The sequence below is a fragment of the Streptomyces sp. NPDC091279 genome, from assembly GCF_044757465.1.
GTDB lineage: Bacteria > Actinomycetota > Actinomycetes > Streptomycetales > Streptomycetaceae > Streptomyces.
The window spans coordinates 1-22,195 of record NZ_JBIVVA010000014.1 but is presented as its reverse complement, the minus strand read 5'-3'; the positions used below and the strand labels follow the sequence as shown (position 1 = coordinate 22,195).

The following is a 22,195-nucleotide window of genomic DNA, read 5'->3' as shown; positions in this document are numbered from 1 at the left end:
GACCCCCGACGCCCCATTCCCTGATCTTCCGGATCTTCCGGGTTTCCCGCCAGCGGAGGTTTCTGCTTTATGAAGCTCACCGTCGTCGGCTGCTCGGGGTCGTTCCCGTCCGCGGAATCGGCCTGTTCGAGCTACCTCCTAGAGGCCGACGGCTTCCGGCTGCTCCTCGACATGGGCAACGGCGCCCTGGGCGAGCTTCAGCGCCACTGCGGTCTCTACGACCTCGACGCGATCTTCCTCAGCCATCTGCACGCCGACCACTGCATCGACATGTGCGCCTACTTCGTCGCCCGTTACTACCGGCACGACGGCGGCCGTTGCGACCCGATCCCCGTCTACGGCCCCGAGGGCACCGAACACCGGCTGACCACCGCCTACGCCGACACCCCGACCGCCTCCTCCATGAGCGAGGTCTTCGACTTCCACACGGTCAAGCCGTCGACGTTCGACATCGGCCCGTTCACCGTGCACACCGAACGCGTGGCCCACCCCGTCGAGGCCTACGGCATCCGGGTCGAGCACGGCGGCCGGTCCCTGACCTACTCCGGCGACACCGGCGTCAGCCCCGCCCTGGACGAACTCGCCCGCGACACCGACCTGTTCCTGTGCGAGGCCGCCTTCACCCACGGCAAGGAACACATCCCCGACCTCCACCTCAACGGCCGTGAGGCGGGCGAGACCGCGACCCGGGCCGGCGCCCACCGCCTGGTTCTCACCCACATCCCGCCCTGGACCGACCCGGAGGTCAACCTCCGTGACGCGGGCACCGCGTTCCACGGCCCGGTGGAACTGGCGATGCCCCGGCGGACGTACGTGATCTGAGGCGCGGCGCGCAGCCGAAAGGGCTCCGGAAGCAGGAACGTTCCGGAGCCCTTCGTCACGTCGCGGGAGGCGACCCTCACGCCTTGGTGAGGTCCTCCACTTCCTCCTCGGGCTCACGGCCCGGAGTGGCGAGGTCGAACTTGGTGATCGCGAACCGGAAGACCGTGTAGTAGATCACCGCGAACACCAGCCCGATCGGAATGATCAACCACGGCTTGGTCGCCAGGTTCCAGTTCAGCACGTAGTCGATCGCGCCCGCCGAGAACGTGAAGCCCGCGTGCACGCCCAGCGCCCAGGTGATCGCCATCGACAGCGCCGTCAGCACCGCGTGGATCGCGTACAGCACCGGCGCGATGAACATGAACGCGAACTCGATCGGCTCGGTGATGCCCGTGACGAACGACGTCAGCGCCAGCGACACCATCATGCCCATCACGGCCTTGCGACGCTCGGGCCGGGCGGAGTGCGCGATCGCGATCGCGGCGGCAGGCAGCGCGAACATCATGATCGGGAAGAACCCGGACATGAACTGACCGGCGGTCGGATCACCCGCGAAGAAACGGTTCAGGTCACCGTGCACGACCACACCGGCGGAGTTCTTGTAGTCACCGATCTGGAACCACGACACGGTGTTGACGAACTGGTGCATGCCGACCGGGATCAGCGCCCGGTTGATCAGCCCGAACAGCCCCGCCCCCAGCGCGCCGAGACCCGTGATCCACTCACCGAAGTCCGAGATGACCTTGCCGATCGGCTCCCAGACCAGCCCGAAGAAGACACCCATCGCGGTGCCCACGAACGCCATGACGATCGGCACCAGACGGCGGCCGTTGAAGAAGCCCAGCCAGTCCACCAGCCGCTTGCGGTGGTAGCGCTGCCACAGCACCGCCGACAGCAGACCCATCAGGATGCCGCCCAGCACACCCGGGTTGTTGTAGGTCGCGGCTATGTCCGCACCCGCCTGGACCTTGGCCTCGGTGACCGGGAACGCCTTGAGCACATTGCTGTAGACCAGGAAACCGACCAGCGCCGCCAGCGCCGTCGAACCGTCCGACTTCTTCGCGAACCCGATCGCCACACCGATGCAGAACAGCATCGGGAGGTTGTCGAAGATGGCCCCGCCCGCCGTTGCGAAGACCGCCGTCACCTTGTCGGGGAGGTTCAGCTTGTCATGGATGTCCTGCTGGCCGAGACGGAGCAGGATGCCCGCCGCCGGCAGTACGGCGATCGGCAGCTGGAGGCTGCGGCCGACCTTCTGAAGGCCCTGGAACAGGCCAGAACCCCGCTTCTTCGCGGGGGCCGCCGTATCGGTGGCGGTGCTCATAGACTTCCTCCGTCGTGGTGGTCTACACCACTCAGTGGTGTAGACCTTTTGTAGCACGATGAAGGCAAGATAAGGAACCCGCCGAAAACCGCGACCGGACCGCCGCCGAACGAGTCACAGAACCGACGCCACGCCGCCGTTCCCCACACCCCAGGACCGCACGCACTACGCCTTCGTGACGTCCTCGCGCACCTCCTCCGCCTCCCGCCCCGGCGTCTTCAGATCGAACCGCGTGATCGCGAACCGGAACAGCACGTAATAAACGACGCCGAAGCACACCCCGATCGGCACGATCGCCCACGGCCGCGTCGCCAGATTCCAGTTGATGACGTAATCGATCAGCCCCGCCGAAAAACTGAACCCGTCATGCACCCCAAGACCCCACGTCACCGCCATCGACACCCCCGTCAACACCGCATGCACCCCATACAGCACCGGCGCCACGAACAGGAACGAATACTCGATCGGCTCGGTGATCCCCGTGACGAACGACGTCAACGCCACCGACAACATCAACCCCCCGACCTCCTTACGCCGCCCCGGCCGCGCACAATGCGTGATCGCCAACGCCGCAGCAGGCAACGCGAACATCATGATCGGGAAGAACCCCGACGTGAACTGACCCGCACCCGGATCACCCGCCAGGAACATGTTGATGTCCCCATGCACCACCGTCCCGTCCGGCTCCGTATAACTCCCGAACTGGAACCAGATGGGCACATTCAGAAACTGATGCAACCCCACCACCAGCAACGCCCGGTTCGCCACCCCGAACACCCCCGCACCCCAAGCCCCCAGACCATCAAGCCAGTTGGAGAACGACTCCAGACCCGACCCGATCGGCGGCCACACCCACAGACACACCGCCGCCACCACGATCCCCACGAACGCCATGATGATCGGCACCAGCCGCCGCCCATTGAAGAAACCCAGCCAGTCCACCAACCGCGTCCGGTGAAACCGCGCCCAGAAGAACGCCGCCAGCAACCCCAGCACGATCCCCCCGAACACCCCCGGATTCTGATACGTGAACGCCGACACCGTGCCGTCCCCACCCTGGCACCCGACCCCCACCACCGCCTTCGCCCCACCCCCACACCCCTTCGGGAACTGCCGCAGCACGTTGTAGTAGACGAGAAACCCCGCAAGCGCCGCCAACGCCGTCGAACCGTCCGACTTCCGCGCCATCCCGATCGCCACACCCACACAGAACAACAACGGCAACCCCAGCGACCCGTCCAACAACGCACCGCCCGCCCCCGCCATCACCTTCGACACATTCGTCCAGCCCAACCCCTGATCCCCGAACACATCCGGCTGCCCCAGCCGATTCAGAATCCCCGCCGCAGGCAACACCGCGATCGGCAACTGAAGAGAGCGCCCCATCTTCTGCAACCCCTGGAACACCCCACCCCACTGACCCCGCCCCCCACCGCTGACCGTGCTGTCGGCCGTCATCGACATCCCTCCGCACTCCGCGTTTGGCGGCCGTCCCCCTTGTGGTGTAGACCAGTTGGCGCACGGTTCCGCTGTCGTGATCGCCATCCTTCGGCACCCGCGACACGACCGCTCGCAAAGATGGGCCAACTGTGGGTTACTGCGACAAAGCGGTTCGGATCAGGGAGAAAGACCATGGCCAGCAAGGCTGAGAAGATCGTCGCCGGACTCGGCGGCATCGACAACATCGACGAAGTCGAAGGCTGCATCACCCGCCTCCGCACCGAGGTCCACGACGCCGGCAAGGTCGACGAAGCCGCCCTCAAAGCCGCCGGCGCCCACGGCGTCGTCAAAATGGGCACCGCCATCCAGGTCGTCATCGGCACCGACGCCGACCCCATCGCAGCGGAGATCGAAGACATGATGTGAGCCCCCCCGCTCACCCCACAGGGCCCCTCCCCCCACCGGGCAGGGGCCCTACGCGCATGCCGATAGGCTCCACACCATGTCTCGCATCGACGGCCGCACGCCCGAACAGCTCCGCCCCGTCACCATCGAACGCGGCTGGAGCAAGCACGCCGAAGGCTCCGTCCTCGTCTCCTTCGGCGACACCAAAGTCTTCTGCACCGCCTCCGTCACCGAAGGCGTCCCCCGCTGGCGCAAAGGCAGCGGCGAAGGCTGGGTCACCGCCGAATACTCCATGCTCCCCCGCGCCACCAACACCCGCGGCGACCGCGAGTCCGTCAAGGGCCGCATCGGCGGCCGCACCCACGAGATCTCCCGCCTCATCGGCCGCTCCCTCCGCGCCGTCATCGACTACAAAGCCCTCGGCGAGAACACCATCGTCCTCGACTGCGACGTCCTCCAAGCCGACGGCGGCACCCGCACCGCCGCCATCACCGGCGCCTACGTCGCCCTCGCCGACGCCGTCACCTGGGCCCAGAACAAGAAACTCATCAAAGCCGGCCGCCGCCCCCTCACCGACACCGTCTCCGCCGTCTCCGTCGGCATCGTCGGCGGCACCCCCCTCCTCGACCTCCGCTACGAAGAAGACGTCAAAGCCGACACCGACATGAACGTCGTCTGCACCGGCGACGGCCGCTTCGTCGAAGTCCAAGGCACCGCCGAGGCCGAACCCTTCGCCCGCGACGAACTCAACGCCCTCCTCGACCTCGCCCTCACCGGCTGCGCCGACCTCGCCGCCGCCCAGCGCGCAGCCCTCGCCACCACCCTCGAAAAGTAAAGGGAACGCCAAGAAAGATCGCCGCCCGGCGCAACCCCCGCCACCGGCACCGCGTCCCTACCAGTGCGGGCGCACGGCACACCACCGTGCGCCCGACCAGCACACGGGGGCCCAACGGGCCAGGTACCAAGGGGAGCACACCGTCATGGCCGTCAGCCGCCGCCGTCGCCTCACCGTCACCGCCGCCCTCGCGGCCACCGTCCTCACCACGGGAGTGACCACCGGCTGCGCCGCCGTCGACAAGGCCCTGGACTGCGTCCAGACCGCCGACACCATCGCCGACAGCGTCACCCAACTCCAACAGGCCGTCGAGAACGCCTCCGACGACCCCACCCAACTCGACCAATCCCTCGCCGACATCGAGAAGAACCTCGACAAAATAGGCGACAAGACCGACAACGCCGACGTCAACAAAGCCGTCGACTCCCTCGGCGACGCCGTACAGAACGTCCGCACCGCCGTCAAGAACGGCGACGCCACCCCCGACATCAGCCCCGTCACCGCCGCCGCCGGCGAACTCACCAAGGTCTGCACCTCATAACCGACGCCGGCACGGGCACCGCCACGGCGACCGGAATACTGGCCCCATGACCACCCGCCTCATCCTCGCCACCCGCAACACCGGAAAGATCACCGAACTGCGGGCCATCCTCGCCGCGGCGGACCTCCCGCACGAACTCGTCGGCGCCGACGCCTACCCCGACGTCCCCGACGTCCGCGAAACCGGCGTCACCTTCGCCGAGAACGCCCTCCTCAAGGCCCACGCCCTCGCCCGGGCCACCGGCCTGCCCGCCGTCGCCGACGACTCCGGACTCTGCGTCGACGTCCTCGGCGGCGCCCCCGGCATCTTCTCCGCCCGCTGGGCCGGCCGCCACGGCGACGACAAGGCCAACCTCGACCTCCTCCTCGCCCAACTCGCCGACATCGACGACGCCCACCGCACCGCCCACTTCACCTGCGCGGCAGCCCTGGCGCTCCCCGACGGCACGGAACGCGTGGTCGAGGGCCACCTCAAGGGCGTCCTGGTCCACACCCCGACGGGCACCAACGGCTTCGGCTACGACCCGATCCTCCGACCTGCCGGAGACACCCGCACCTGCGCGGAACTGACCCCACCCGAAAAAAACACCATCAGCCACCGAGGCAAGGCCTTCAGATCCCTGGTACCAGCACTCCGTGAACTGCTGGGCTGAGCCGGCCTACGAAAACGGCCTGCGCATCGATCTTCGATTCGCAGGCCGTTCCTGTGCGGCGGAAGGGATTCGAACCCTCAAGCCCGATCAAGGGCCACAGATCCTAAGTCTGCCGCGTCGCCGTTGCGCCACCGCCGCTCATGCCGGTCACTGTCCTTGACTGGCGGTAGCCAGTGTACGGGGGGATCGCGTCACCCAGCGAGGGGCATCGACCCCTTCCGGCGGCACCACGTCTCTGTCAGCGCGTGGCAGTTGGGGCACAGGTATCGGAGATTCTCCCGGCGGTTGTCGCGCCACTCCCCGTTGACATGGTCGATCTGCAAAGTGATCGGCTGCCCCAGCCACTCGCCCTCGTTGCCACAGTTGGAACAGGCGTAGGGCACCCCGATCTCGCTCAACGCCCGGTGGAGTCGCGTCCTGTTGGTCCGTGCGGCGTGATCGGGGAGGACCACGAGAACTCGGTCGGCGGTCGGTTCGGGCGCCGGACGTTCCGGCCGTCCCCAGGCCCTGCGCGTGAAGTGGCCTGTGTCGAGGCCGAGTCGAGCCGCCGCCCGCCGGACTCGCCGGTGATTGGTGTCGTTGACGTCCAGGCCGAGGCCGCGCATCACATCGGCGTAGCTGGTGGAGCGCGCTACGAGATCGCGGAGTGCGTCCTCGGGGATCGGTACGCGTCGGTACGAGAAGTGCCCGGTGTCGATGTGCCGGGCGCGCAGCATGCGATGCAGGGTCGCTCGGGAGCGGCTGTCGTCTGGCACGCCCAGGATGCGAGCCACGCCGCGCACGCTGGTCGCTTCTTCGGCGGCGGCCCTCAGCTCTTCGGTGGTGAAGGGCAGGTCCAGATCGGCCCTGTTGATGCCGGGGAAGTGGCTGATGTCGATGCCCGCTGAGTGAATGCGGCGGCGGATATGGGACAGCGTGCCCGTGGCCGGGGTGGCGTGCAGCTTCAGTGCCACTTCGCGCAGCGAGGACGACGACGCGGCGGCTTCGGCGATGGCCGAGTCGGGGTACTTGCGCCATGGGCTGCGTTTGGCGAAGTGGCTCGTGTCGAGGCCGTGCCCGGCCACTTTCTCCTGCAACACGCGCCGCTGTCCCCCGCTTGTCCCGAGGCCGAGCCGCCTCATCAGGTCGGTCCAGTTACGGGCCTTGGCGACGACCGGCGCGAGTCGCTCCTTGTCGTACATGTACATCCCCCTCCGCTGTCGGCCAGACATTCGCAGTCCGGGCATGTGTTCGTTGCCCGTATGGAGTAACGAACCGGATGTCGGAGGGTTACGTCCGGAATGGGGAGTGGCCCGCGCCGGGGGTCCGGGGCGGGCCGTTGGGGGGGGAGGGGTCAGACGGCCAGGTCTCTGATGATTTTGGCTACGTGGCCGGTGGCCTTGACGTTGTAGAGGGCGCGTTCGACCTTGCCCGCTTCGTCGACGACGATCGTGGAGCGGATGACGCCGACGACCGTCTTGCCGTAGAGCTTCTTCTCGCCGAAGGCGCCGTAGGCCTCCAGGACCGACTTGTCGGGGTCGGCGAGGAGGGTCACCTTGAGGGACTCCTGGTCGCGGAACTTGGCGAGTTTCTCGGGCTTGTCGGGGCTGATGCCGATGACGTCGTAGCCCGCGCCGGTCAGCAGGTCGAGGTTGTCGGTGAAGTCGCAGGCCTGCTTGGTGCAGCCCGGGGTCAGGGCGGCCGGGTAGAAGTAGACGATGACCTTGCGGCCCTTGTGGGCCGAGAGGGACACCTCGTTGCCGTCGGCGTCGGGGAGGGTGAAGTCGGGGGCCAGGTCACCGGGCTGGAGTCGCTCGCTCATCCGGCAAGCGTAACCGGGGGTCCTGACCGTGCGGCGGCGGCTGGAACTGACAGACTGTGCGGGACAGAGCGACAGCAGACTTCGGAGGCCGAACGGTGGCGGACACGTCGGACACCAGGAACCCCGCGCAGATCGAGGCGGACATCAAGCGCCGCCGCGAGGTGCTGGCCGAGACCCTCGACGAGATCGGGGTGCGGGTGCACCCCAGGACGATCGTCGGCGACACGAAGGCCAAGGCGGTCTCCACCATCGACCACACGCTGGGGCGCGCCTATGTCGGCGTGAACCGTGCGGTGAGCGAGGTGAAGGCGCAGTTCGTCGATGAGGAGGGTGCGCCCCGGCTGGAGCGGGTGGTTCCGGCCGCGCTCGTGGTCGTCGGTGTCGTGGGGCTGATCGCCCTCGGCTCGCGGCGTCGCAAGGGCTGACCCGGCGGCGTACGGAGGTGGCCGGGACAGGTAGGTTCAGGGCGTGAGCGCCAACAGAAACGACCACAGCACGCAGCACGACAAGCTGCCCATCCGGATGCTGCACGACCGGGTTCTCGTGCGGCAGGACGTCGGTGAGGGTGAGCGGCGTTCGGGTGGCGGGATTCTGATCCCGGCGACGGCGGCCGTGGGCCGTCGGCTGGCCTGGGCGGATGTCGTCGCCGTGGGGCAGAACGTGCGGACGGTGGAGCCGGGTGATCGGGTGCTGTACGACCCGGAGGACCGTGCCGAGGTCGAGGTGCGGGGCGTGGCGTATGTGCTGATGCGGGAGCGGGATCTGCATGCGGTGGCCGCGGACCGGTTCGAGGGTTCCGAGGATTCGACGGGGCTTTATCTCTAGAGGGGGCTTTGTCTCCGGAGCGGTTTTTCTGAGCGGGTGCGGAAGGGCTGGTGACTGTGGTCACCGGCCCTTTTGTGTGGGCCTTTGTTAGCTTGGTGGGACCCGACGAGACGCGCCGTACCGGGTTGTCGAGGCTGTGGTGCCTCGGGGCAAAGACGACGCACCGATGTCCGTTGTCGTCTCGGAGGTGTGTCGTGGCGTGGGTTCTGTTGGTGGTCGCCGGTCTGCTGGAGGTGGGCTGGTCGGTGGGGATGAAGTACACCGACGGGTTCACCCGGCTGGTTCCCAGTGTGTTCACCGGTGCGGGGATCGTGGTGAGCATGGTGCTGTTGTCGTATGCGGCCCGGACGTTGCCGATCGGTACCGCGTACGGGGTGTGGGTGGGGATCGGGGCGGCTGGGGCGGCGGTGGTCGGGATGGTGGTGCTGGGTGAGCCGGTGACCGCCGCCCGGATCTTCTTCGTGGGTCTGTTGCTGGTCGCCGTCGTGGGGTTGAAGGCGACCGGCGGTCATTGATCGGTGCCTGGTCCCGCTGTGGTGCCGGTGCTGGTGGTGCCGGTGTCGGTGCCGGTCGTGGTGCCGGTGGAGGTGTCGCCGGTGGTGCCGGTGGTGCCGGTGGAGGTCGAGCCGTCGGTGGTGGTGCCGCCGGTGCTGGTGGTTGCGCCGTCGGTGGTGGTGCCGCCGGTGGTGGGGGTGGCTCCGGTGGTGCCGCCGTCGGTCGTGGTGCCGCCGTCGGTGGTGGTGGCGCCGGTGTCGCCGCCCGGGGTGGGGGTCTGGTCGTTCTGGCCGCCGGTGGTGGTGCCGCCGTTGTCCTGGGCGCCGGTGGTGGGGTCGGTGGGCTGCTGGGAGGGCGGGGCGACCTCGTCGGCGCCGGGCTGGAGGTCGAGGTCGAAGTCGGTGACCGGCGTGCCCTTGAGGGCGGCCTTGGTGAACTGTGCCCAGATCTGTGCGGGTGCGCCGCCGCCGTTGATGCGTTCCTGGCCGAGGGCGCCGTAGAGGGATTTGTGCTGGGCGGTGACCGGGTCCTGGCCCATCACGGCGACGACGGTGGCGAGGTCGGGGGTGTAGCCGGCGAACCAGGCGGCCTTGTCCTCCTCGGCGGTGCCGGTCTTGCCGGCGGCGGGGCGGCCGGCGGCCTGGGCGGCGGTGGCGGTGCCGTTCTCGACGACGCTCTGGAGGACGGAGGTGGTGGTGTCGGCGGCTTCGCGGGAGACGGCCTGGTGGGTCTTCTCGGCGGGCAGGGTGATCTTCTCGCCGTCCTTGGTGACGGAGTCGATCATCGTGTAGGTGCCGCGTTTGCCGTGGTTGGCGAGGGTGGCGTAGGACTCCGCCATGTCGAGGACGCTGGCGGTGGCGGTGCCGAGGGCGATGGCCGGGCCGGGGCTCAGGTCGGGGGTGCCGGCGGGGATGCCGAGGGCGACGGCGGTCTGCTTGACCTTGGCGGGGCCGACGTCGACGGCCATCTGCGCGTACACGGAGTTGACGGACTTGTCGGTGGCGGTGCGGACGGTGATGTCGCCGTAGTCGACCTCGTCCTCGTTCTCCGGGGCGTAGGTGCCGCCGTTCCAGCCTTGTACGGGGCGTTTGTTGGTGCCGTCGTAGTAGGTGTTGGGGGTGATGGTCTGGCCATCCTGGGTCTCGGAGTCGTTCTGGACGGCCGAGGTGAACACGAACGGCTTGAAGGTGGAGCCGACCTGGAAGTCACCGCGGGTGGCGCCGTTGGTGTACTGCTTCACGTAGTCGACGCCGCCGTACATGGCGACGACCTTGCCGGTCTTGGGGTCGACGGAGGCGCCGCCCGCGCGGACGTAGTCGTCGACCTTGTTGTCCTTGCTGAGTTTGTCCATCACCTGGTCGTTGACGGCGTCGACGAAGGCGTTCTGCTTGTCCTTGTCGAGGGTGGTGGTGATGCGGTAGCCGCCGGCTTCCAGGGATTCCTTGTCGACGATCTTGTTCTCGGTGAGGTAGTCCTTGATGGCGTCGACGATGTAGCCGCGCTGTCCGGACAGGCCGGTGGAGACGGTCTGTTCCTTCGGCATCGGGAATGTGAGGCCGGTGCGCTTGGCCTGGGTGAGCCAGCCCTGTTTGACCATGCCGTCGAGGACGTAGTTCCAACGGGCCTCGGCGGCGGCCTTGTTCTCGGGGTGGGCGATCACGTCGTACTCGCTGGGCGCGTTGACCAGGGCGGCCAGGTAGGCGGCGTGGGCCGGGTCGAGCTGTTCGGCGTCCATGCCGTAGTAGGCCTGGGCGGCGGCTTGGACGCCGTAGGCGTTGCGGCCGAAGTAGCTGGTGTTGAGGTAGCCCTCAAGGATCTCGTCCTTGGATTCCTCGCGGTCCAGCTTGATGGAGATGAAGAACTCCTTCACCTTGCGGGTGACGGTCTGTTCCTGTCCGAGGTAGTAGTTCTTCACGTACTGCTGGGTGATGGTGGAGCCGGACTGCTTGCCCTTGCCGGTCGCGGTGTTCCATCCGGCGCGGAGCATCGCCTTGGGGTCGATGGCGGACTCGGTGTAGAAGTCGCGGTCCTCGGCGGCGAGCACGGCGTGCTGGGCGTTCTTGGAGACCTGGGCGAGGGAGACGTTCTCGCGGTTGATCTCGCCGTCGCGGGCGAGTTGGGAGCCGTCGGCGTAGAGGTAGACGTTGGACTGCTTGGTGGCGAGGGCGTTGGCCGGCGGGATCTGCACCAGGGAGTAGCCGAGGAAGAAGAGGCCGATCAGGGCGAGCACGCCGAGCACCAGGATGCCGAGGGTGATGCGCCAGGTCGGGACGGCTCGTCGCCACCCGGTGCGCTTGGGGCGCTTGGGCTTGCCCCCCTCGTCGGCGGCCTGCGGCTCGCTCGGTGCCTGGCCGTCGGGCTGCTGCTGCTCGTCACTCATCTCGTGCACGGACTCCTGTTTCGCGTCGTACGTTCCCGTACGCCCTCAAACGCCTTCTGCGCCCCCTGTTGAAGACTCTCGCACCAGGCGTTCCGTTCCCGGATCACGGCACGCTTCCGGTCCGGAAAAGACGTGGTGTACCTCGCCACCTGCGGGCTAGGCTCCTGCGCTTTGGTGTCGGACCGGTGGGGAGGGCTGTGGAATGGGCTCGGGACGGTTGTACACGGCCGTCGCGGCGGGCGGATTCAGACGGTACGCGACGTACCGGGTCGCGACTGCCGCCGGGGTGTTCACGAACACGGTCTTCGGCCTGATTTTCGTCTACACGTACCGGGCGCTGTGGGACGCGAAACCCCACCTTGGGGGGTACACGCAGGCGCAGGCGATCACCTTCGTGTGGGTGGGGCAGGCGATGTTGTCGACGCTGGCGATCGGGGGGAGCCGGGTCGAGGCGGAGCTGATGGAGCGGATCAGGACAGGTGACATCGCGGTGGATCTGTACCGTCCGGCCGATCTTCAGTGGTGGTGGCTGGCGACGGATCTGGGGCGGGCGTCGTTCGAGCTGATCGGGCGGGGGGTGCTGCCGTTCGCGTTCGGGGCGCTGGTGTTCCCGTTGGCGGTGCCCGGGGAGTGGACGACGTGGGTGGCGTTCCTGGTGTCGGTGGGGCTGGGGATGGTGGTGAGTTTCGGGCTGCGGTATCTGGCGGCGTTGCTGACGTTCTGGCTGATGGACGGCGCGGGGGTGACGGCGATGGTGATGTTCGTGGGCCTCTTCTGCTCGGGGATGACGTTGCCGTTGAACGTGTTTCCGGGGGCGCTCGGTGAGGTGGTGCGGGTGCTGCCGTGGTCGTCGTTGTTGCAGCGGCCGGCGGATGTGCTGCTGGGGCGGGGGGATGTGTGGGGGACGTTCGTGTTCCAGGGGGTGTGGGCGGTGGTGTTGCTGGCGCTGGGGCGGTGGGTGCAGTCGGTGGCGACGCGGCGGGTGGTGGTCCAGGGTGGCTGAAACGGTGGGGCGGTCGCGGGTGGTGGAGGGGGTCCGTGCGTATGGGTTGATCACCGCGATGTGGGTGCGTTCGACGATGGCGTACCGGGCGTCGTTCGTGCTGACGACGCTGGTGGGGGTGGTGCTGACCGGCCTGGATTTTGTGACGATCTTGTTGATGTTCTCGCGGGTCGACACGCTGGGCGGCTGGCCGTTGCCGGAGGTGGCGTTCCTGTACGGGATGTCGTGTGTGGCGTTCGGGGTCGCGGATCTGGCGATCGGGTCGATGGATCGGCTGGGCACGCGGGTGCGGGACGGCACGCTGGACTCGTTGTTGGTGCGTCCGGTGCCGGTGCTCGGGCAGGTGGCGGCGGACCGGTTCGCGCTGCGGCGGGTGGGGCGGATCGCGCAGGGTGCGGTGGTGCTGGGGTATGCGCTGGTGGCCGTCGATGTCGACTGGGGGCCGCTGAAGGTGCTGCTGCTGGTGGTGGCGTTGGCCAGTGGGGCGGGGATCTTCTGCGCGGTGTTCGTGGCGGGGGCGGCGTTCCAGTTCGTGGCGCAGGACGCGTCGGAGGTGCAGAACGCGTTCACCTATGGGGGGACGACGTTGTTGCAGTATCCGCCGACGGTGTTCGGGCGGGAGTTGGTGCGCGGGGTGGTGTTCGTGCTGCCGCTGGCGTTCGTCAACTGGGTGCCCGCGGCGTATCTGTTGGGGCGTCCGTTGCCGTTGGGGCTGCCTGTGTGGGTGGCGTTCGGGTCGCCGTTGGTGGCGGTGGTGTGTCTGGCGTTGGCGGGGCTCGCGTGGCGGGCGGGGCTGAAGTCGTACCGGAGTACGGGGAGTTAGGGCGCGATGGATAGGAACGGCAAGAGCGGCAAGGGTGTGGGGGACGGGGACTTCATTCGGCTCGACGGGGTCGAGAAGGTGTTCCAGGTGCGGCGCAGGACCGGGTTCCTGCGGCGGGAGCGGCGTGAGGTGCGGGCGGTCGACTCGCTCTCGTTCTCGGTGGCGCGGGGCGAGATGGTCGGTTACATCGGGCCGAACGGTGCCGGGAAGTCGACGACCATCAAGATGCTGACCGGCATCCTGACGCCGAGCGGGGGTCGGCTGCGGGTCGCGGGTATCGATCCGGCGCGGGAGCGGACGCGGCTCGCGCGTCGGATGGGGGTGGTGTTCGGGCAGCGCACGACCTTGTGGTGGGACCTGCCGCTGATCGATTCCTATCGGCTCGCGCACCGCATGTACCGCATCCCGGACGCCCGTTACCGGGAGAACCTCGACCGCTGTGTCGAACTCCTCGAACTGGGCGACCTGTTGGAGACTCCGGTGCGTCAACTCTCCCTGGGGCAGCGGATGCGCGGGGACATCGCGGCGGCGTTGCTGCACGATCCCGAGGTGCTGTACCTGGACGAGCCGACGATCGGTCTGGACGTGATCTCGAAGGCGCGGGTGCGGGGTTTCCTGCGGGACCTGAACGCCGAGCGCGGCACGACGGTCCTGCTGACCACGCACGATCTCCAGGACATCGAGCAGCTCTGTTCCCGGGTGATGGTCATCGACCACGGGCGGTTGATGTACGACGGTCCGCTGGCCGGGCTGCACGAAGTGGGCGAGAGCGAGCGGCTGTTGGTGGTGGATCTGGAGCGGGAGTCGCCGCCGATCGAGGCGCCGCCCGCGCGGGTGGTGAAGGTGGAGGGGGCGCGGCAGTGGCTGGCGTTCCCGGCGGGTGAGTCGGCGGCGGCGCTGGTGGCGCGGGTGGCCGCCGGGTATCCGTTGCTCGATCTGTCGGTGCGGGAGCCGGACATCGAGGCGGTGATCGCGAAGATGTACGAGGGCGGGGCCGAGGGGGCCGCCGGTGCGGGTGGGGCGGTGGGTTCCGGGCTCGTGGCCGACGGGCGGGGGACCTCGTAGGCTGCTGTCCATGACCGACGATGCCGTCCCGGACCTGAGAGCCTCCGACGACGACCGTGATCGGGTCGCCGAGATACTGCGGGACGCCGTCGCGGAGGGGCGCCTCGACCTGGCGGAGTTCGATGAGCGCCTGGAGGCCACCTATCGGGCGCGTACCTACGGTGAGTTGGCGCCGCTCATCCGTGATCTGCCGGTCTCCGGGGGGCCGTTGCCGCCGTCGCTGCCGGTGTCGCTGGTCAAGGAGCCGCTGGCGCTGGGGGGTTGGGCGGGCCGGGTGGTGGGGGACCGGGGTGCCGCGCCGTGGGCGGTCGCGGTCCTGTCGGGGTTCCAGCGCAAGGGCCGCTGGACGATGCCGAAGCGGCTGAACTGCTTCGCCTTCTGGGGCGGCGGTGAGATCGACCTGCGGGAGGCGGACTTCGCCGATCGTGAGGTCCAGATCAACTGCGTCGCGATCATGGGCGGCGTCAACGTCGTGGTGCCGCCGGGCGTCGAGGTCGTGATGCGGGGTGTCGGCATCATGGGCGGCTTCGACAGTGGCGAGGAGGGCGTGCCGGGTGACCCGGGCGCACCTCGCGTGACCGTCACCGGCTTCGCCTTCTGGGGTGGCGTCGGCGTCGAACGCAAGGTCACCAAGGCGGAACGCCGACGTCTGAAGGAGGAACGGCAGCTCCTGGAGGAAGAACGCCGCCGAGCCGGGCTGGAGGGCGGGGCACCGATGCGGGGACGTCCCGACGCCGGTACGGACTCCGGCGGCTCCGACGCCGGCCGCCGCGCTCTTGAGGGCCGGTCCGGTGGGCAGGCCCATGAACGCCGTGAGGAGCGTCGGGAACGGCACGAGGAACGCCGCGCACGCCACGAAGAGCGCCGGGAGCGTCACCGGGAGCGCCGCGAGCGGCGGGGGCGGCGCCGGAACGGGGAGTACGGGGAGCACTGAGGGGGCGGGGGAGCCTCCGGGGTTACAGCTCTGCCGGGGCTGAGCCGCGCAGGCTGTTCAGGTCGAAGGTCTGGGCCATGCGGGCGTAGCCCTGGTCGCTGGGGTGGAGATGGTCGCCGGAGTCGTACGCGGGCTTGAGGCGGCGCGGGTCGAACGGGTCGCGCAGGGCCTTGTCGAAGTCGACGACGGCGTCGAAGACCTTGCCGGACCGGATCACGGCGTTCACCTGCTGGCGGACGGTGTCGCGGGCGGGCGTGTAGCCGCGGTGGCCCTCGAACGGCATGAGGGTCGCGCCGACGACCTTGATGCCCCGGGCGTGGGCCTGCCGGACCAGGGTGCGCAGCCCGGTGACGATCCTGTCGGGGTCGGCGAGTTTCGGGTTGCGCAGGATGTCGTTGACGCCGAGGTCGATGACGACGACCTTCACGTTGGTGCGGCCGAGGACGTCGCGGGGGAAGCGGCCGAGGCCGCTCTGGTTGTCGGCGGGGCGGCCGAGACCGTCGGCGAGGATCTGGTTGCCGCTGATGCCCTCGTTGACGACGCTGTAGCGGGGCAGGTCGTGGCCCGACTGGATCGCGGTGTGCAGCCGCCCGGACAGGACGTCGGTCCAGCGCCGGTTGGTGTTCAGGGTGGAGGTGATGCCGTCGGTGATGGAGTCGCCGAAGGCGACCACGGTGCCGTCGGACTCGTTGCTGAGCACGTCCACGGCGGTCAGGTAGCGCCAGTACGGGGTCGGCGTGGTGTAGGCCGTGCCGGTGACGTCCTCGGTGAAGTCGCCGTCGGCGAGGTAGGAGATCTGCCGGGCGTGCGGGTGGTAGGTGACCGGCCCCGAGGCGGTGGGGGAGTACGTGGTGACGAGGAGGTCGCTGTCGTGCGGGACGAGGAGGCGGACGGCGTCGCTGAGGACCTGCTGTCCGGCCGGGATGACGACCGAGGTGTTGCCGTCGAAGGTGAGGCGCCGCATGGTGTCCGCGACCGCGCCGGCCGTCCGGGTGCCGGCGGCGACGGCGATGCTGGCGTGCGCGATGGTCAGCGCCGACTGGCCGTACAGGTTGGACAGGGTGATGCGGGCGTTGGTGCCGCTGACGTCGGTGTGGATGACGTTGCGGACCGAGCGCCCGGCGTAGCCCTGGGTCTCGGTGCCGGGCTCGGCGCCCGCCGGGGACGCGGACCAGGTGCCGACCCAGTCGCCGGTGGAGGCGGGGGCGGCGGAGTTGTGGGGTCTGGCGCCCTGGGCGAGGCTGCTCCGGCCGGTTTCACCGCCGTTCTCGTCGGCTGCGACCCCCACGTATATGGCGGCCGACAGGCCCACCACCAGCGCGATGATCGCGGAAAGCAGGGCATAACCGTGACGCCTGGTCATGCGGCGCGTGTCTCCTCGGGCGAACGGGAGCCCCAGGCTCCGATGTGATCATCCCATGATGCTCCATGGGATGAGGGGTAGTGGAACAGGACCCCCCATTGGGTCACCGGAGTTCACGGACGAACTTCCCCTCCAGCATGACGCCGGGAACTCCTGTTCCGTTCCAGGAGTCGGTCAGGAAGGGACAATATGTGCAGCAGATCACGAGCGGGTGGAGTGGATGGAACGCACGGAACCAGAACAGACCGGGACAGGTGACGTGGACAAGCATGCCCGTCCGGCGCCCGCCGATAACGGGCGCGGACCCGCCGACGCGACCACTCCTGTGGCCGGCGCCACCCGCGTCGACGGCGCTCCCACCGCCCCCACCGGCACCGGAGCCGCCGCCGCAGCCGCCGTCGACAGCGGCCTGCCCGCTTCGGCCGTCCGTGCGATGACGACGTTCAGCGCGGCGGACGAGGAGAAGCAGCGCGGGGTGCGCCGGATGAAGCTCACCGCGACCGGCCTGCTGCTGCTCGTGGCCGTCGTCTACGTCCTGGCGAAGTGGGCGCAGAACTCCGGCGCGGGACCCTGGGCCGGGTATGTCGCGGCGGCGGCCGAGGCGGGCATGGTGGGCGCGCTCGCCGACTGGTTCGCGGTCACCGCGCTCTTTCGGCACCCGCTCGGCCTGCCGATCCCGCACACCGCGATCATCCCGACCAAGAAGGACCAACTCGGCGTCTCCCTGGGCGAGTTCGTCGGCGAGAACTTCCTCTCCGAGACCGTCGTACGGCACCGGCTGCGCTCCGTCGGCATCGGCAACCGGCTCGGCACCTGGCTCGCCGACCCCGACCACGCCGACCGCGTCACCGCCGAACTGTCGGCGGCCCTCAGAGGCGCCCTGACCGTGCTGCGGGACGCCGACGTCCAGGCCGTCGTCGGGGAGGCGATCACCCGCCGGGCCGACGCCCAGGAGATCGCGCCCGGCATCGGCAGGATGCTGGAGCGGATCGTCGCCGACGGCGGCCACAAGCGCGTCGTCGACCTGGTCGTCGCGCGGGCGCACGACTGGCTCGTGCTGCACGACGGGCAGGTCATGGACGCCGTCCAGGGCGGGGCGCCCGGCTGGACGCCGCGGTTCGTCGACAAACGGGTCGGCGAACGCGTCTACAAGGAGCTGCTGCGCTTCGTCACCGAGATGCGCGACATGCCCGCGCACCCGGCCCGCGGCGCCCTCGACCGGTTCCTCTCCGACTTCGCCGCCGACCTCCAGGCCGACACCGAGACCCGCGCGCGCGTCGAACGCCTCAAGGGCGAGGTGCTGGGCCGCGGCGAGGTCCAGGACCTGATCGCCTCCGCCTGGACGGCCGTACGGTCCATGATCGTCTCGGCGGCGGAGGACGAAGGCAGCGAACTGCGGCTGCGGGTGCGGGCCGCGCTGCTGTCGCTGGGGCAGCGGATGGCCCACGACGCCGGGCTCCAGGCCAAGGTGGACGGCTGGGTGGAGGGCGCGGCGGTGTACGTCGTGGCCACCTACCAGGGGGAGATCACGTCCCTGATCACGGACACGGTGGCCGGCTGGGACGCCGAGCACACCACCCGGAAGATCGAGGCGCACATCGGGCGCGATCTGCAATTCATCCGGATCAATGGCACGGTGGTGGGATCACTGGCGGGTCTGTTGATCTACACGGTGTCACGGGTCCTGGGAGCGTAGGCCGGCGGCGGACTACGCCCTGGGCGTGGGTGCGGGCGTGATCGCGAACGTGGTTGCGGATGGGATCGCGGGCGGGGCCCGTAGTACGCGGGTGCCACCCCGGTGGGCTTATCCCTTCGGGGGTGTGGTCCCTCGAAGGGCGTGATACCCGGGTACGTGGGCATCCGGCAGGGGTCCGGGCAGCGGTGCTGGTAGGGGTCCGGGCAGGAGTCTTGGAAGGAGTTCGGCACCGGTCCGTTCCTGTTCGGCGGATCGGTTCGTTGGTTCGCTCGACGAGGAGGGAGCCCATGACCGGAGCGCAGGCCTCGGCCGCCCGCACCATCACCACCGACATCCCGGCCCGCCTGGACCGACTTCCCTGGTCGCGCTGGCACTGGACGATCATCATCGGCCTCGGCACCGTGTGGATTCTCGACGGCCTGGAGGTCACGGTCGTCGGCAACATCTCCGGGCGGCTGTCCGAACCCGGCAGCGGACTGGCGATCAGCTCCGGCCAGATCACCGGCATCTCCGCCGCGCTGTACGTGGCGGGCGCGTGCGTCGGCGCCCTCTTCTGGGGGCGGCTGACCGACACCTGGGGCCGCAAGAAACTCTTCATGATCACCCTGGCGGTGTATCTCGCGGCCACCGCGCTGACCGCCGTGTCCTTCTCCAGCTGGTGGTTCTTCACGTTCCGCTTCCTGACCGGCTTCGGCATCGGCGGCGAGTACGCGGCGATCAACTCCGCGATCGACGAGCTGATCCCGGCGAAGTACCGGGGCCGCGTCGACCTCGCGATCAACGGCAGCTTCTGGGCGGGCGCGTTCTTCGGCTCACTGCTGGCCATCCTCGCCCTGGACGAGTCGCTGCTTCCGAAGGACGTCGGCTGGCGACTGACGTTCGCCCTCGGCGCCGTTCTCGCCCTGGTGATCCTCCTGGTCAGGCGGCACGTCCCGGAGAGCCCACGGTGGCTGCTGATCCACGGCCGTGAACAGGAGGCGGAACGGATCGTCGCGTCGATCGAGAAGAAGGTGGAGGCGGAGACCGGCGAACGGCTGCCCCGCCCCGAGTCCGAGATCACCATCGAGCAGCGCGGAAGCGTCGGCTTCGGCGAGATCTCCCGGACCATCTTCTCGACCTACCGCAAGCGGGCCGTCCTCGGCTTCTCGCTCTTCATCGGGCAGGCGTTCCTCTACAACGCCATCACCTTCGGGTTCGGCGCGATCCTCACGAAATTCTTCAACGTCCCTACCGGCAACACCGGTTACTACTTCGCCGTCATCGCGCTCGGCAACTTCTTCGGCCCGCTGCTGCTCGGCAGGCTCTTCGACTCGGTCGGCCGCCGGGTGATGATCTCGTCGACGTATCTGGTCTCCGGCGTTCTTCTCTTCGCTACCGCCTGGCTGTTCAGCCGGGGCTCGCTCAACACGACCACCCTGACGGCCTGTTGGTGCGTGGTGCTGTTCTTCGCGTCGGCGGGGGCGTCCAGCGCCTACCTCACCGTCTCGGAGATCTTCCCGATGGAGACCCGGGCGATGTCCATCGCCTTCTTCTACGCCCTCGGCACGGCGGTCGGCGGCATCAGCGGACCGCTGGTCTTCGCCGACCTCACCGAATCCGGCGTGATCGGCGACGCCGCCCTCGCCTTCCAGATCGGCGCGGGGCTGATGTGTGCGGCGGGGCTGGTCGCGCTGTTCCTCGCGGTGAACGCGGAACGCCGTTCCCTGGAGGACATCGCGAGGCCGCTGTCGGCGGTGGCCGGGGTGGCGGCTACGGCGGTGCGGGCGGCGAAGGAGAAGGGGGCGGGGCGCAAGGGGCCGGGGAAGGGGCCGGGGAACAGTTCGGGGAAGGTGTCGGGTGAGGGGGGTGCGGGAGGTGGGGGTGTGCCTCCGGCGGCGCCGGGGTCGTTGGACTCGGCGCCGTGAGGGGCGTTGGGCTGTGGGCCCGTGGGCCCGTAGGGGGCTGGGGGTTGGATCTCGGGGGAGCCCGTAGCCCTGTGCGGGTGTGCGGGCGGGGCGGGGGGTTCGTGGAACCCCCTTCCCCTGCGGGTGCTACTCGGCGTTGCTGCGGCGGACCTTGTCGCGGCGGCGGAGGAGGAGCAGGCCTCCGGCCACGGTGGTGAGCCCTGCTGCTGCGGCCCAGCCGAGGGCGTCGTTGGAACCGGTGTCGGCGAGGTCGCGGCCGGCGGCGGGGGAGGCGCCGGAGGAGGGGGACGCGGCGGAGGAGGGGGATGCGGCGTCGGCGTCGGGGGCGGCCGAGGCGGCGGCGCTGGCGCTGGCGCTGGCGGAAGGCGTGGCGGCTCCGGCGTCCGGCACGGTTCCCGTGCCGTTCCGGTCCCTGGTGAACGCCAGTGTGCCGAAGCCGAGTTGGTCGTAGCCGCCGCTGTCGGGCCCGTAGTCGCCGCCGCCGCCCTCGGGGGCCGACTTGGCGGCGATCTGGGTGAGATAGGTGGCGCTCAGTCCGCGTCGCTTGGTGTAGTGGTTGGCGATCATCGCCCAGATGGGCCGGATCATGTTGGGGTTGACGCCGGCCGCGGCCGTGGCGGTCTCCTTGCCGGACCACCCCGCGACCGCACCCTTGCGCCGGGTGTTGGGGGTGTAGGGCACGGTGCCGCCCATGCTCCACTTGGCCACGTACTGGGCGCCCTTGAGGAAGCGGCTGTCGTCGTAGCCGTAGAGGTCGATACCCTGGTTCCAGGCCATCTCGCAGACGGTGCCCATGAGTCCGACGCCGAGCAGCGCGTGCCCCTGGTCGCGGCCCGCCTCCAGCCACTCACCGAGACCGTCGGCGTGCAGGACGGGGATGGCGTTCTTCACGGAGCCGAGTCCCTCGCCGTGCTTGAAGTACTCGACGGCACGCGTGACTTGGGCCCGGTCGTCGTTGAAGATGCCGACCGCGAGAACGCAGGCGACGGCGGCGAGGTCCCAGTTCGTCCAGTAGTTGCTGGGGACAGCGTCGTTGTGCTTGACGAGGAAGCTCTCGCTCAGCGGCGCGAACACGTCACGGAGCATCTGCTGGAACTTCCCGAGCTGGAAGTCCCCGTGATCACGCACGAGTTCGGCGGCGTTGGCGAACTGATACCCGTACAGCCCGGCCGCGAGGAACCGGTCGGCCGTTCCCTGCACCGAAGTGAGCGTGTTCGCCCAGGCGTTGAGGATCGCTACGGCAGTGTCGGCGTGCGCGCTGTCGCCACTGACGTGGTAGCGCAGGGCGTTCTGGTAGGCGGCGTGGATGTCGTTGTAGAGGGAGGCGTAGTTCTGCGGGCTGCCCGACCCTCGGTAGACGATCTCCTTCGGACTGGCCCCCCAGCCGCTCTGCGCATGCCGGTTGGCGGTCAACTTGGCGAACCCGGCGGTGTAGGGGGCCGCCCCGGCCTTCACCTTGGCGGCCATGCGGGCGAGGTCGGTGCGGGTGTGGAGCAGCCCGGGGTGCGCGAGGCCGCCGGCCGCCGAGGCCGGGGCGACCCCCGCGACTCCGACGGCGGCTGCGGCGACACCGGAGGCCTTGAGGAGGGTACGGCGGCTGAAGTCTCGTGACGCGTGCATGCGTGGGAGACGGGGAGGGAGGGGGTGGATAACGAAAACTGGGGGTGCGAGCCTTGGCGTGCGCGCCTGGTGGGTGCCGGGTCGTGCCGGGGGGTGCCGGGTCGTGCCGGGGGGTGCCGGGGGGTGCCGGGGGGTGCCGGGTCGTGCCGGGGGGTGCCGGGGGGTTGTGGGGGTGTCGGGGGGGGGGGGGGGGGGGGGGGGGGGGGGGGGGGGGGGGGGGGGGGGGGGGGGGGGGGGGGGGGGGGGTGGGGGGGGGGGGGGGGGGGG

21 protein-coding genes and 1 tRNA gene are annotated in these 22,195 nt (G+C 69.4%); 14 read left to right on the top strand and 8 right to left on the bottom strand.

Features of this window, described 5'->3' with window-relative positions; genetic code table 11:
• Positions 1–69 precede the first annotated feature (69 nt).
• A complete protein-coding gene (locus ACIQOU_RS30650) occupies positions 70–822 on the top strand; it encodes an MBL fold metallo-hydrolase (protein ID WP_401541855.1) in 753 nt (250 codons plus the stop codon).
• Positions 823–898: 76 nt separating this feature from the next.
• On the opposite strand, the gene ACIQOU_RS30645 is transcribed toward ACIQOU_RS30650, so the two are convergent.
• Both ACIQOU_RS30645 and ACIQOU_RS30640 read right to left on the bottom strand, forming a co-directional pair.
• The gene (locus ACIQOU_RS30645; RefSeq protein ID WP_401541852.1) at positions 899–2,146 is read right to left on the bottom strand and encodes a PTS transporter subunit EIIC; all 1,248 of its coding nucleotides are present in this window, start codon (positions 2,144–2,146) and stop codon (positions 899–901) included.
• Positions 2,147–2,311: 165 nt separating this feature from the next.
• A complete protein-coding gene (locus ACIQOU_RS30640) occupies positions 2,312–3,604 on the bottom strand; it encodes a PTS transporter subunit EIIC (RefSeq protein ID WP_401541849.1) in 1,293 nt (430 codons plus the stop codon).
• A gap of 174 nt (positions 3,605–3,778) precedes the next feature.
• Between ACIQOU_RS30640 and ACIQOU_RS30635 the strand changes: the two genes are divergently transcribed.
• The 4 genes from ACIQOU_RS30635 to rdgB all read left to right on the top strand — a co-directional run bounded on the left by ACIQOU_RS30635 (position 3,779) and on the right by rdgB (position 6,019).
• Positions 3,779–4,012, top strand: a complete 234-nt coding sequence (locus ACIQOU_RS30635) for a glucose PTS transporter subunit EIIB (RefSeq protein WP_401541846.1) — start codon at positions 3,779–3,781, stop codon at positions 4,010–4,012.
• 76 nt (positions 4,013–4,088) lie between these two features.
• Positions 4,089–4,826, top strand: coding sequence for a ribonuclease PH (gene rph / locus ACIQOU_RS30630; RefSeq protein ID WP_401541843.1), 738 nt, complete (start codon positions 4,089–4,091; stop codon positions 4,824–4,826).
• A 145-nt stretch (positions 4,827–4,971) separates the two neighbouring features.
• Positions 4,972–5,367: a hypothetical protein gene (locus ACIQOU_RS30625; RefSeq protein WP_401541840.1), complete on the top strand. Its 396-nt coding sequence runs from the start codon at positions 4,972–4,974 to the stop codon at positions 5,365–5,367.
• A gap of 46 nt (positions 5,368–5,413) precedes the next feature.
• Positions 5,414–6,019 carry an RdgB/HAM1 family non-canonical purine NTP pyrophosphatase gene (gene rdgB / locus ACIQOU_RS30620; RefSeq protein WP_401541837.1) on the top strand — a complete coding sequence of 202 codons (606 nt, stop codon included), beginning with the start codon at positions 5,414–5,416 and terminating at the stop codon, positions 6,017–6,019.
• Between the two features lie 54 nt (positions 6,020–6,073).
• Here the strand turns inward: rdgB and ACIQOU_RS30615 are convergent.
• The 3 genes from ACIQOU_RS30615 to bcp all read right to left on the bottom strand — a co-directional run bounded on the left by ACIQOU_RS30615 (position 6,074) and on the right by bcp (position 7,820).
• Positions 6,074–6,157, bottom strand: a tRNA-Leu gene (locus ACIQOU_RS30615).
• 53 nt (positions 6,158–6,210) lie between these two features.
• Positions 6,211–7,200: an HNH endonuclease gene (locus ACIQOU_RS30610; protein ID WP_401541834.1), complete on the bottom strand. Its 990-nt coding sequence runs from the start codon at positions 7,198–7,200 to the stop codon at positions 6,211–6,213.
• A gap of 152 nt (positions 7,201–7,352) precedes the next feature.
• Positions 7,353–7,820, bottom strand: coding sequence for a thioredoxin-dependent thiol peroxidase (bcp, locus tag ACIQOU_RS30605; protein ID WP_401541831.1), 468 nt, complete (start codon positions 7,818–7,820; stop codon positions 7,353–7,355).
• A gap of 95 nt (positions 7,821–7,915) precedes the next feature.
• Between bcp and ACIQOU_RS30600 the strand changes: the two genes are divergently transcribed.
• The 3 genes from ACIQOU_RS30600 (at position 7,916) to ACIQOU_RS30590 (ending at position 9,160) form a co-directional block, all read left to right on the top strand.
• Positions 7,916–8,245: a DUF3618 domain-containing protein gene (locus ACIQOU_RS30600; RefSeq protein ID WP_401541828.1), complete on the top strand. Its 330-nt coding sequence runs from the start codon at positions 7,916–7,918 to the stop codon at positions 8,243–8,245.
• 97 nt (positions 8,246–8,342) lie between these two features.
• On the top strand, positions 8,343–8,645 hold the full coding sequence (locus ACIQOU_RS30595) for a GroES family chaperonin (protein WP_401542197.1): 303 nt from the start codon (positions 8,343–8,345) through the stop codon (positions 8,643–8,645).
• A 194-nt stretch (positions 8,646–8,839) separates the two neighbouring features.
• Positions 8,840–9,160 carry a DMT family transporter gene (locus tag ACIQOU_RS30590; protein ID WP_401541825.1) on the top strand — a complete coding sequence of 107 codons (321 nt, stop codon included), beginning with the start codon at positions 8,840–8,842 and terminating at the stop codon, positions 9,158–9,160.
• Here the strand turns inward: ACIQOU_RS30590 and ACIQOU_RS30585 are convergent.
• Entirely contained in the window at positions 9,154–11,520 is a 2,367-nt protein-coding gene (locus ACIQOU_RS30585) for a transglycosylase domain-containing protein (RefSeq protein WP_401541822.1), read from the bottom strand. The genes ACIQOU_RS30590 and ACIQOU_RS30585 overlap by 7 nt on opposite strands.
• A gap of 202 nt (positions 11,521–11,722) precedes the next feature.
• On the opposite strand from ACIQOU_RS30585, the gene ACIQOU_RS30580 reads away from it, so the two are divergent.
• From ACIQOU_RS30580 to ACIQOU_RS30565, 4 genes are read left to right on the top strand one after another with little or no spacing between them, the layout of a single operon-like run.
• Complete coding sequence (locus tag ACIQOU_RS30580) at positions 11,723–12,523, top strand: ABC transporter permease (RefSeq protein ID WP_401541819.1); 801 nt, start codon at positions 11,723–11,725, stop codon at positions 12,521–12,523.
• On the top strand, positions 12,516–13,346 hold the full coding sequence (locus ACIQOU_RS30575; protein WP_401541816.1) for an ABC transporter permease: 831 nt from the start codon (positions 12,516–12,518) through the stop codon (positions 13,344–13,346). Before ACIQOU_RS30580 ends, ACIQOU_RS30575 begins: the two co-directional genes overlap by 8 nt.
• A 6-nt stretch (positions 13,347–13,352) precedes the next feature.
• Complete coding sequence (locus tag ACIQOU_RS30570) at positions 13,353–14,411, top strand: ATP-binding cassette domain-containing protein (protein ID WP_401541813.1); 1,059 nt, start codon at positions 13,353–13,355, stop codon at positions 14,409–14,411.
• Between the two features lie 10 nt (positions 14,412–14,421).
• Positions 14,422–15,345, top strand: a complete 924-nt coding sequence (locus tag ACIQOU_RS30565; RefSeq protein WP_401541810.1) for a DUF1707 domain-containing protein — start codon at positions 14,422–14,424, stop codon at positions 15,343–15,345.
• A 22-nt stretch (positions 15,346–15,367) separates the two neighbouring features.
• On the opposite strand, the gene ACIQOU_RS30560 is transcribed toward ACIQOU_RS30565, so the two are convergent.
• Positions 15,368–16,708: an SGNH/GDSL hydrolase family protein gene (locus tag ACIQOU_RS30560; RefSeq protein WP_401541808.1), complete on the bottom strand. Its 1,341-nt coding sequence runs from the start codon at positions 16,706–16,708 to the stop codon at positions 15,368–15,370.
• Between the two features lie 220 nt (positions 16,709–16,928).
• Between ACIQOU_RS30560 and ACIQOU_RS30555 the strand changes: the two genes are divergently transcribed.
• Together ACIQOU_RS30555 and ACIQOU_RS30550 are read left to right on the top strand one after the other, a co-directional pair.
• On the top strand, positions 16,929–18,404 hold the full coding sequence (locus ACIQOU_RS30555) for a DUF445 domain-containing protein (protein WP_401541805.1): 1,476 nt from the start codon (positions 16,929–16,931) through the stop codon (positions 18,402–18,404).
• Positions 18,405–18,691: 287 nt separating this feature from the next.
• Positions 18,692–20,308, top strand: a complete 1,617-nt coding sequence (locus ACIQOU_RS30550; protein ID WP_401541803.1) for an MFS transporter — start codon at positions 18,692–18,694, stop codon at positions 20,306–20,308.
• 126 nt (positions 20,309–20,434) lie between these two features.
• Here the strand turns inward: ACIQOU_RS30550 and ACIQOU_RS30545 are convergent, their stop codons facing one another.
• Positions 20,435–21,928 (bottom strand): alginate lyase family protein, encoded by a 1,494-nt coding sequence (locus ACIQOU_RS30545; RefSeq protein WP_401541800.1) that lies wholly within the window; start codon positions 21,926–21,928, stop codon positions 20,435–20,437.
• Positions 21,929–22,195: the final 267 nt, after the last annotated feature.

Excerpts from the sequence above, each read along its gene's own strand:
- ACIQOU_RS30635 (WP_401541846.1), top strand. The coding sequence starts at position 3,779 with ATGGCCAGCAAGGCTGAGAAGATCGTCGCCGGACTCGGCGGCATCGAC.
- ACIQOU_RS30550 (WP_401541803.1), top strand. The coding sequence starts at position 18,692 with ATGACCGGAGCGCAGGCCTCGGCCGCCCGCACCATCACCACCGACATC.
- ACIQOU_RS30585 (WP_401541822.1), bottom strand. The coding sequence starts at position 11,520 with ATGAGTGACGAGCAGCAGCAGCCCGACGGCCAGGCACCGAGCGAGCCG.
- bcp (WP_401541831.1), bottom strand. The coding sequence starts at position 7,820 with ATGAGCGAGCGACTCCAGCCCGGTGACCTGGCCCCCGACTTCACCCTC.
- ACIQOU_RS30625 (WP_401541840.1), top strand. The coding sequence starts at position 4,972 with ATGGCCGTCAGCCGCCGCCGTCGCCTCACCGTCACCGCCGCCCTCGCG.
- ACIQOU_RS30650 (WP_401541855.1), top strand. The coding sequence starts at position 70 with ATGAAGCTCACCGTCGTCGGCTGCTCGGGGTCGTTCCCGTCCGCGGAA.
- ACIQOU_RS30640 (WP_401541849.1), bottom strand. The coding sequence starts at position 3,604 with ATGACGGCCGACAGCACGGTCAGCGGTGGGGGGCGGGGTCAGTGGGGT.
- ACIQOU_RS30555 (WP_401541805.1), top strand. The coding sequence starts at position 16,929 with ATGGAACGCACGGAACCAGAACAGACCGGGACAGGTGACGTGGACAAG.
- ACIQOU_RS30645 (WP_401541852.1), bottom strand. The coding sequence starts at position 2,146 with ATGAGCACCGCCACCGATACGGCGGCCCCCGCGAAGAAGCGGGGTTCT.
- ACIQOU_RS30595 (WP_401542197.1), top strand. The coding sequence starts at position 8,343 with ATGCTGCACGACCGGGTTCTCGTGCGGCAGGACGTCGGTGAGGGTGAG.
- ACIQOU_RS30580 (WP_401541819.1), top strand. The coding sequence starts at position 11,723 with ATGGGCTCGGGACGGTTGTACACGGCCGTCGCGGCGGGCGGATTCAGA.
- ACIQOU_RS30545 (WP_401541800.1), bottom strand. The coding sequence starts at position 21,928 with ATGCACGCGTCACGAGACTTCAGCCGCCGTACCCTCCTCAAGGCCTCC.
- ACIQOU_RS30570 (WP_401541813.1), top strand. The coding sequence starts at position 13,353 with ATGGATAGGAACGGCAAGAGCGGCAAGGGTGTGGGGGACGGGGACTTC.
- ACIQOU_RS30565 (WP_401541810.1), top strand. The coding sequence starts at position 14,422 with ATGACCGACGATGCCGTCCCGGACCTGAGAGCCTCCGACGACGACCGT.
- rph (WP_401541843.1), top strand. The coding sequence starts at position 4,089 with ATGTCTCGCATCGACGGCCGCACGCCCGAACAGCTCCGCCCCGTCACC.
- ACIQOU_RS30610 (WP_401541834.1), bottom strand. The coding sequence starts at position 7,200 with ATGTACGACAAGGAGCGACTCGCGCCGGTCGTCGCCAAGGCCCGTAAC.
- ACIQOU_RS30560 (WP_401541808.1), bottom strand. The coding sequence starts at position 16,708 with ATGACCAGGCGTCACGGTTATGCCCTGCTTTCCGCGATCATCGCGCTG.
- rdgB (WP_401541837.1), top strand. The coding sequence starts at position 5,414 with ATGACCACCCGCCTCATCCTCGCCACCCGCAACACCGGAAAGATCACC.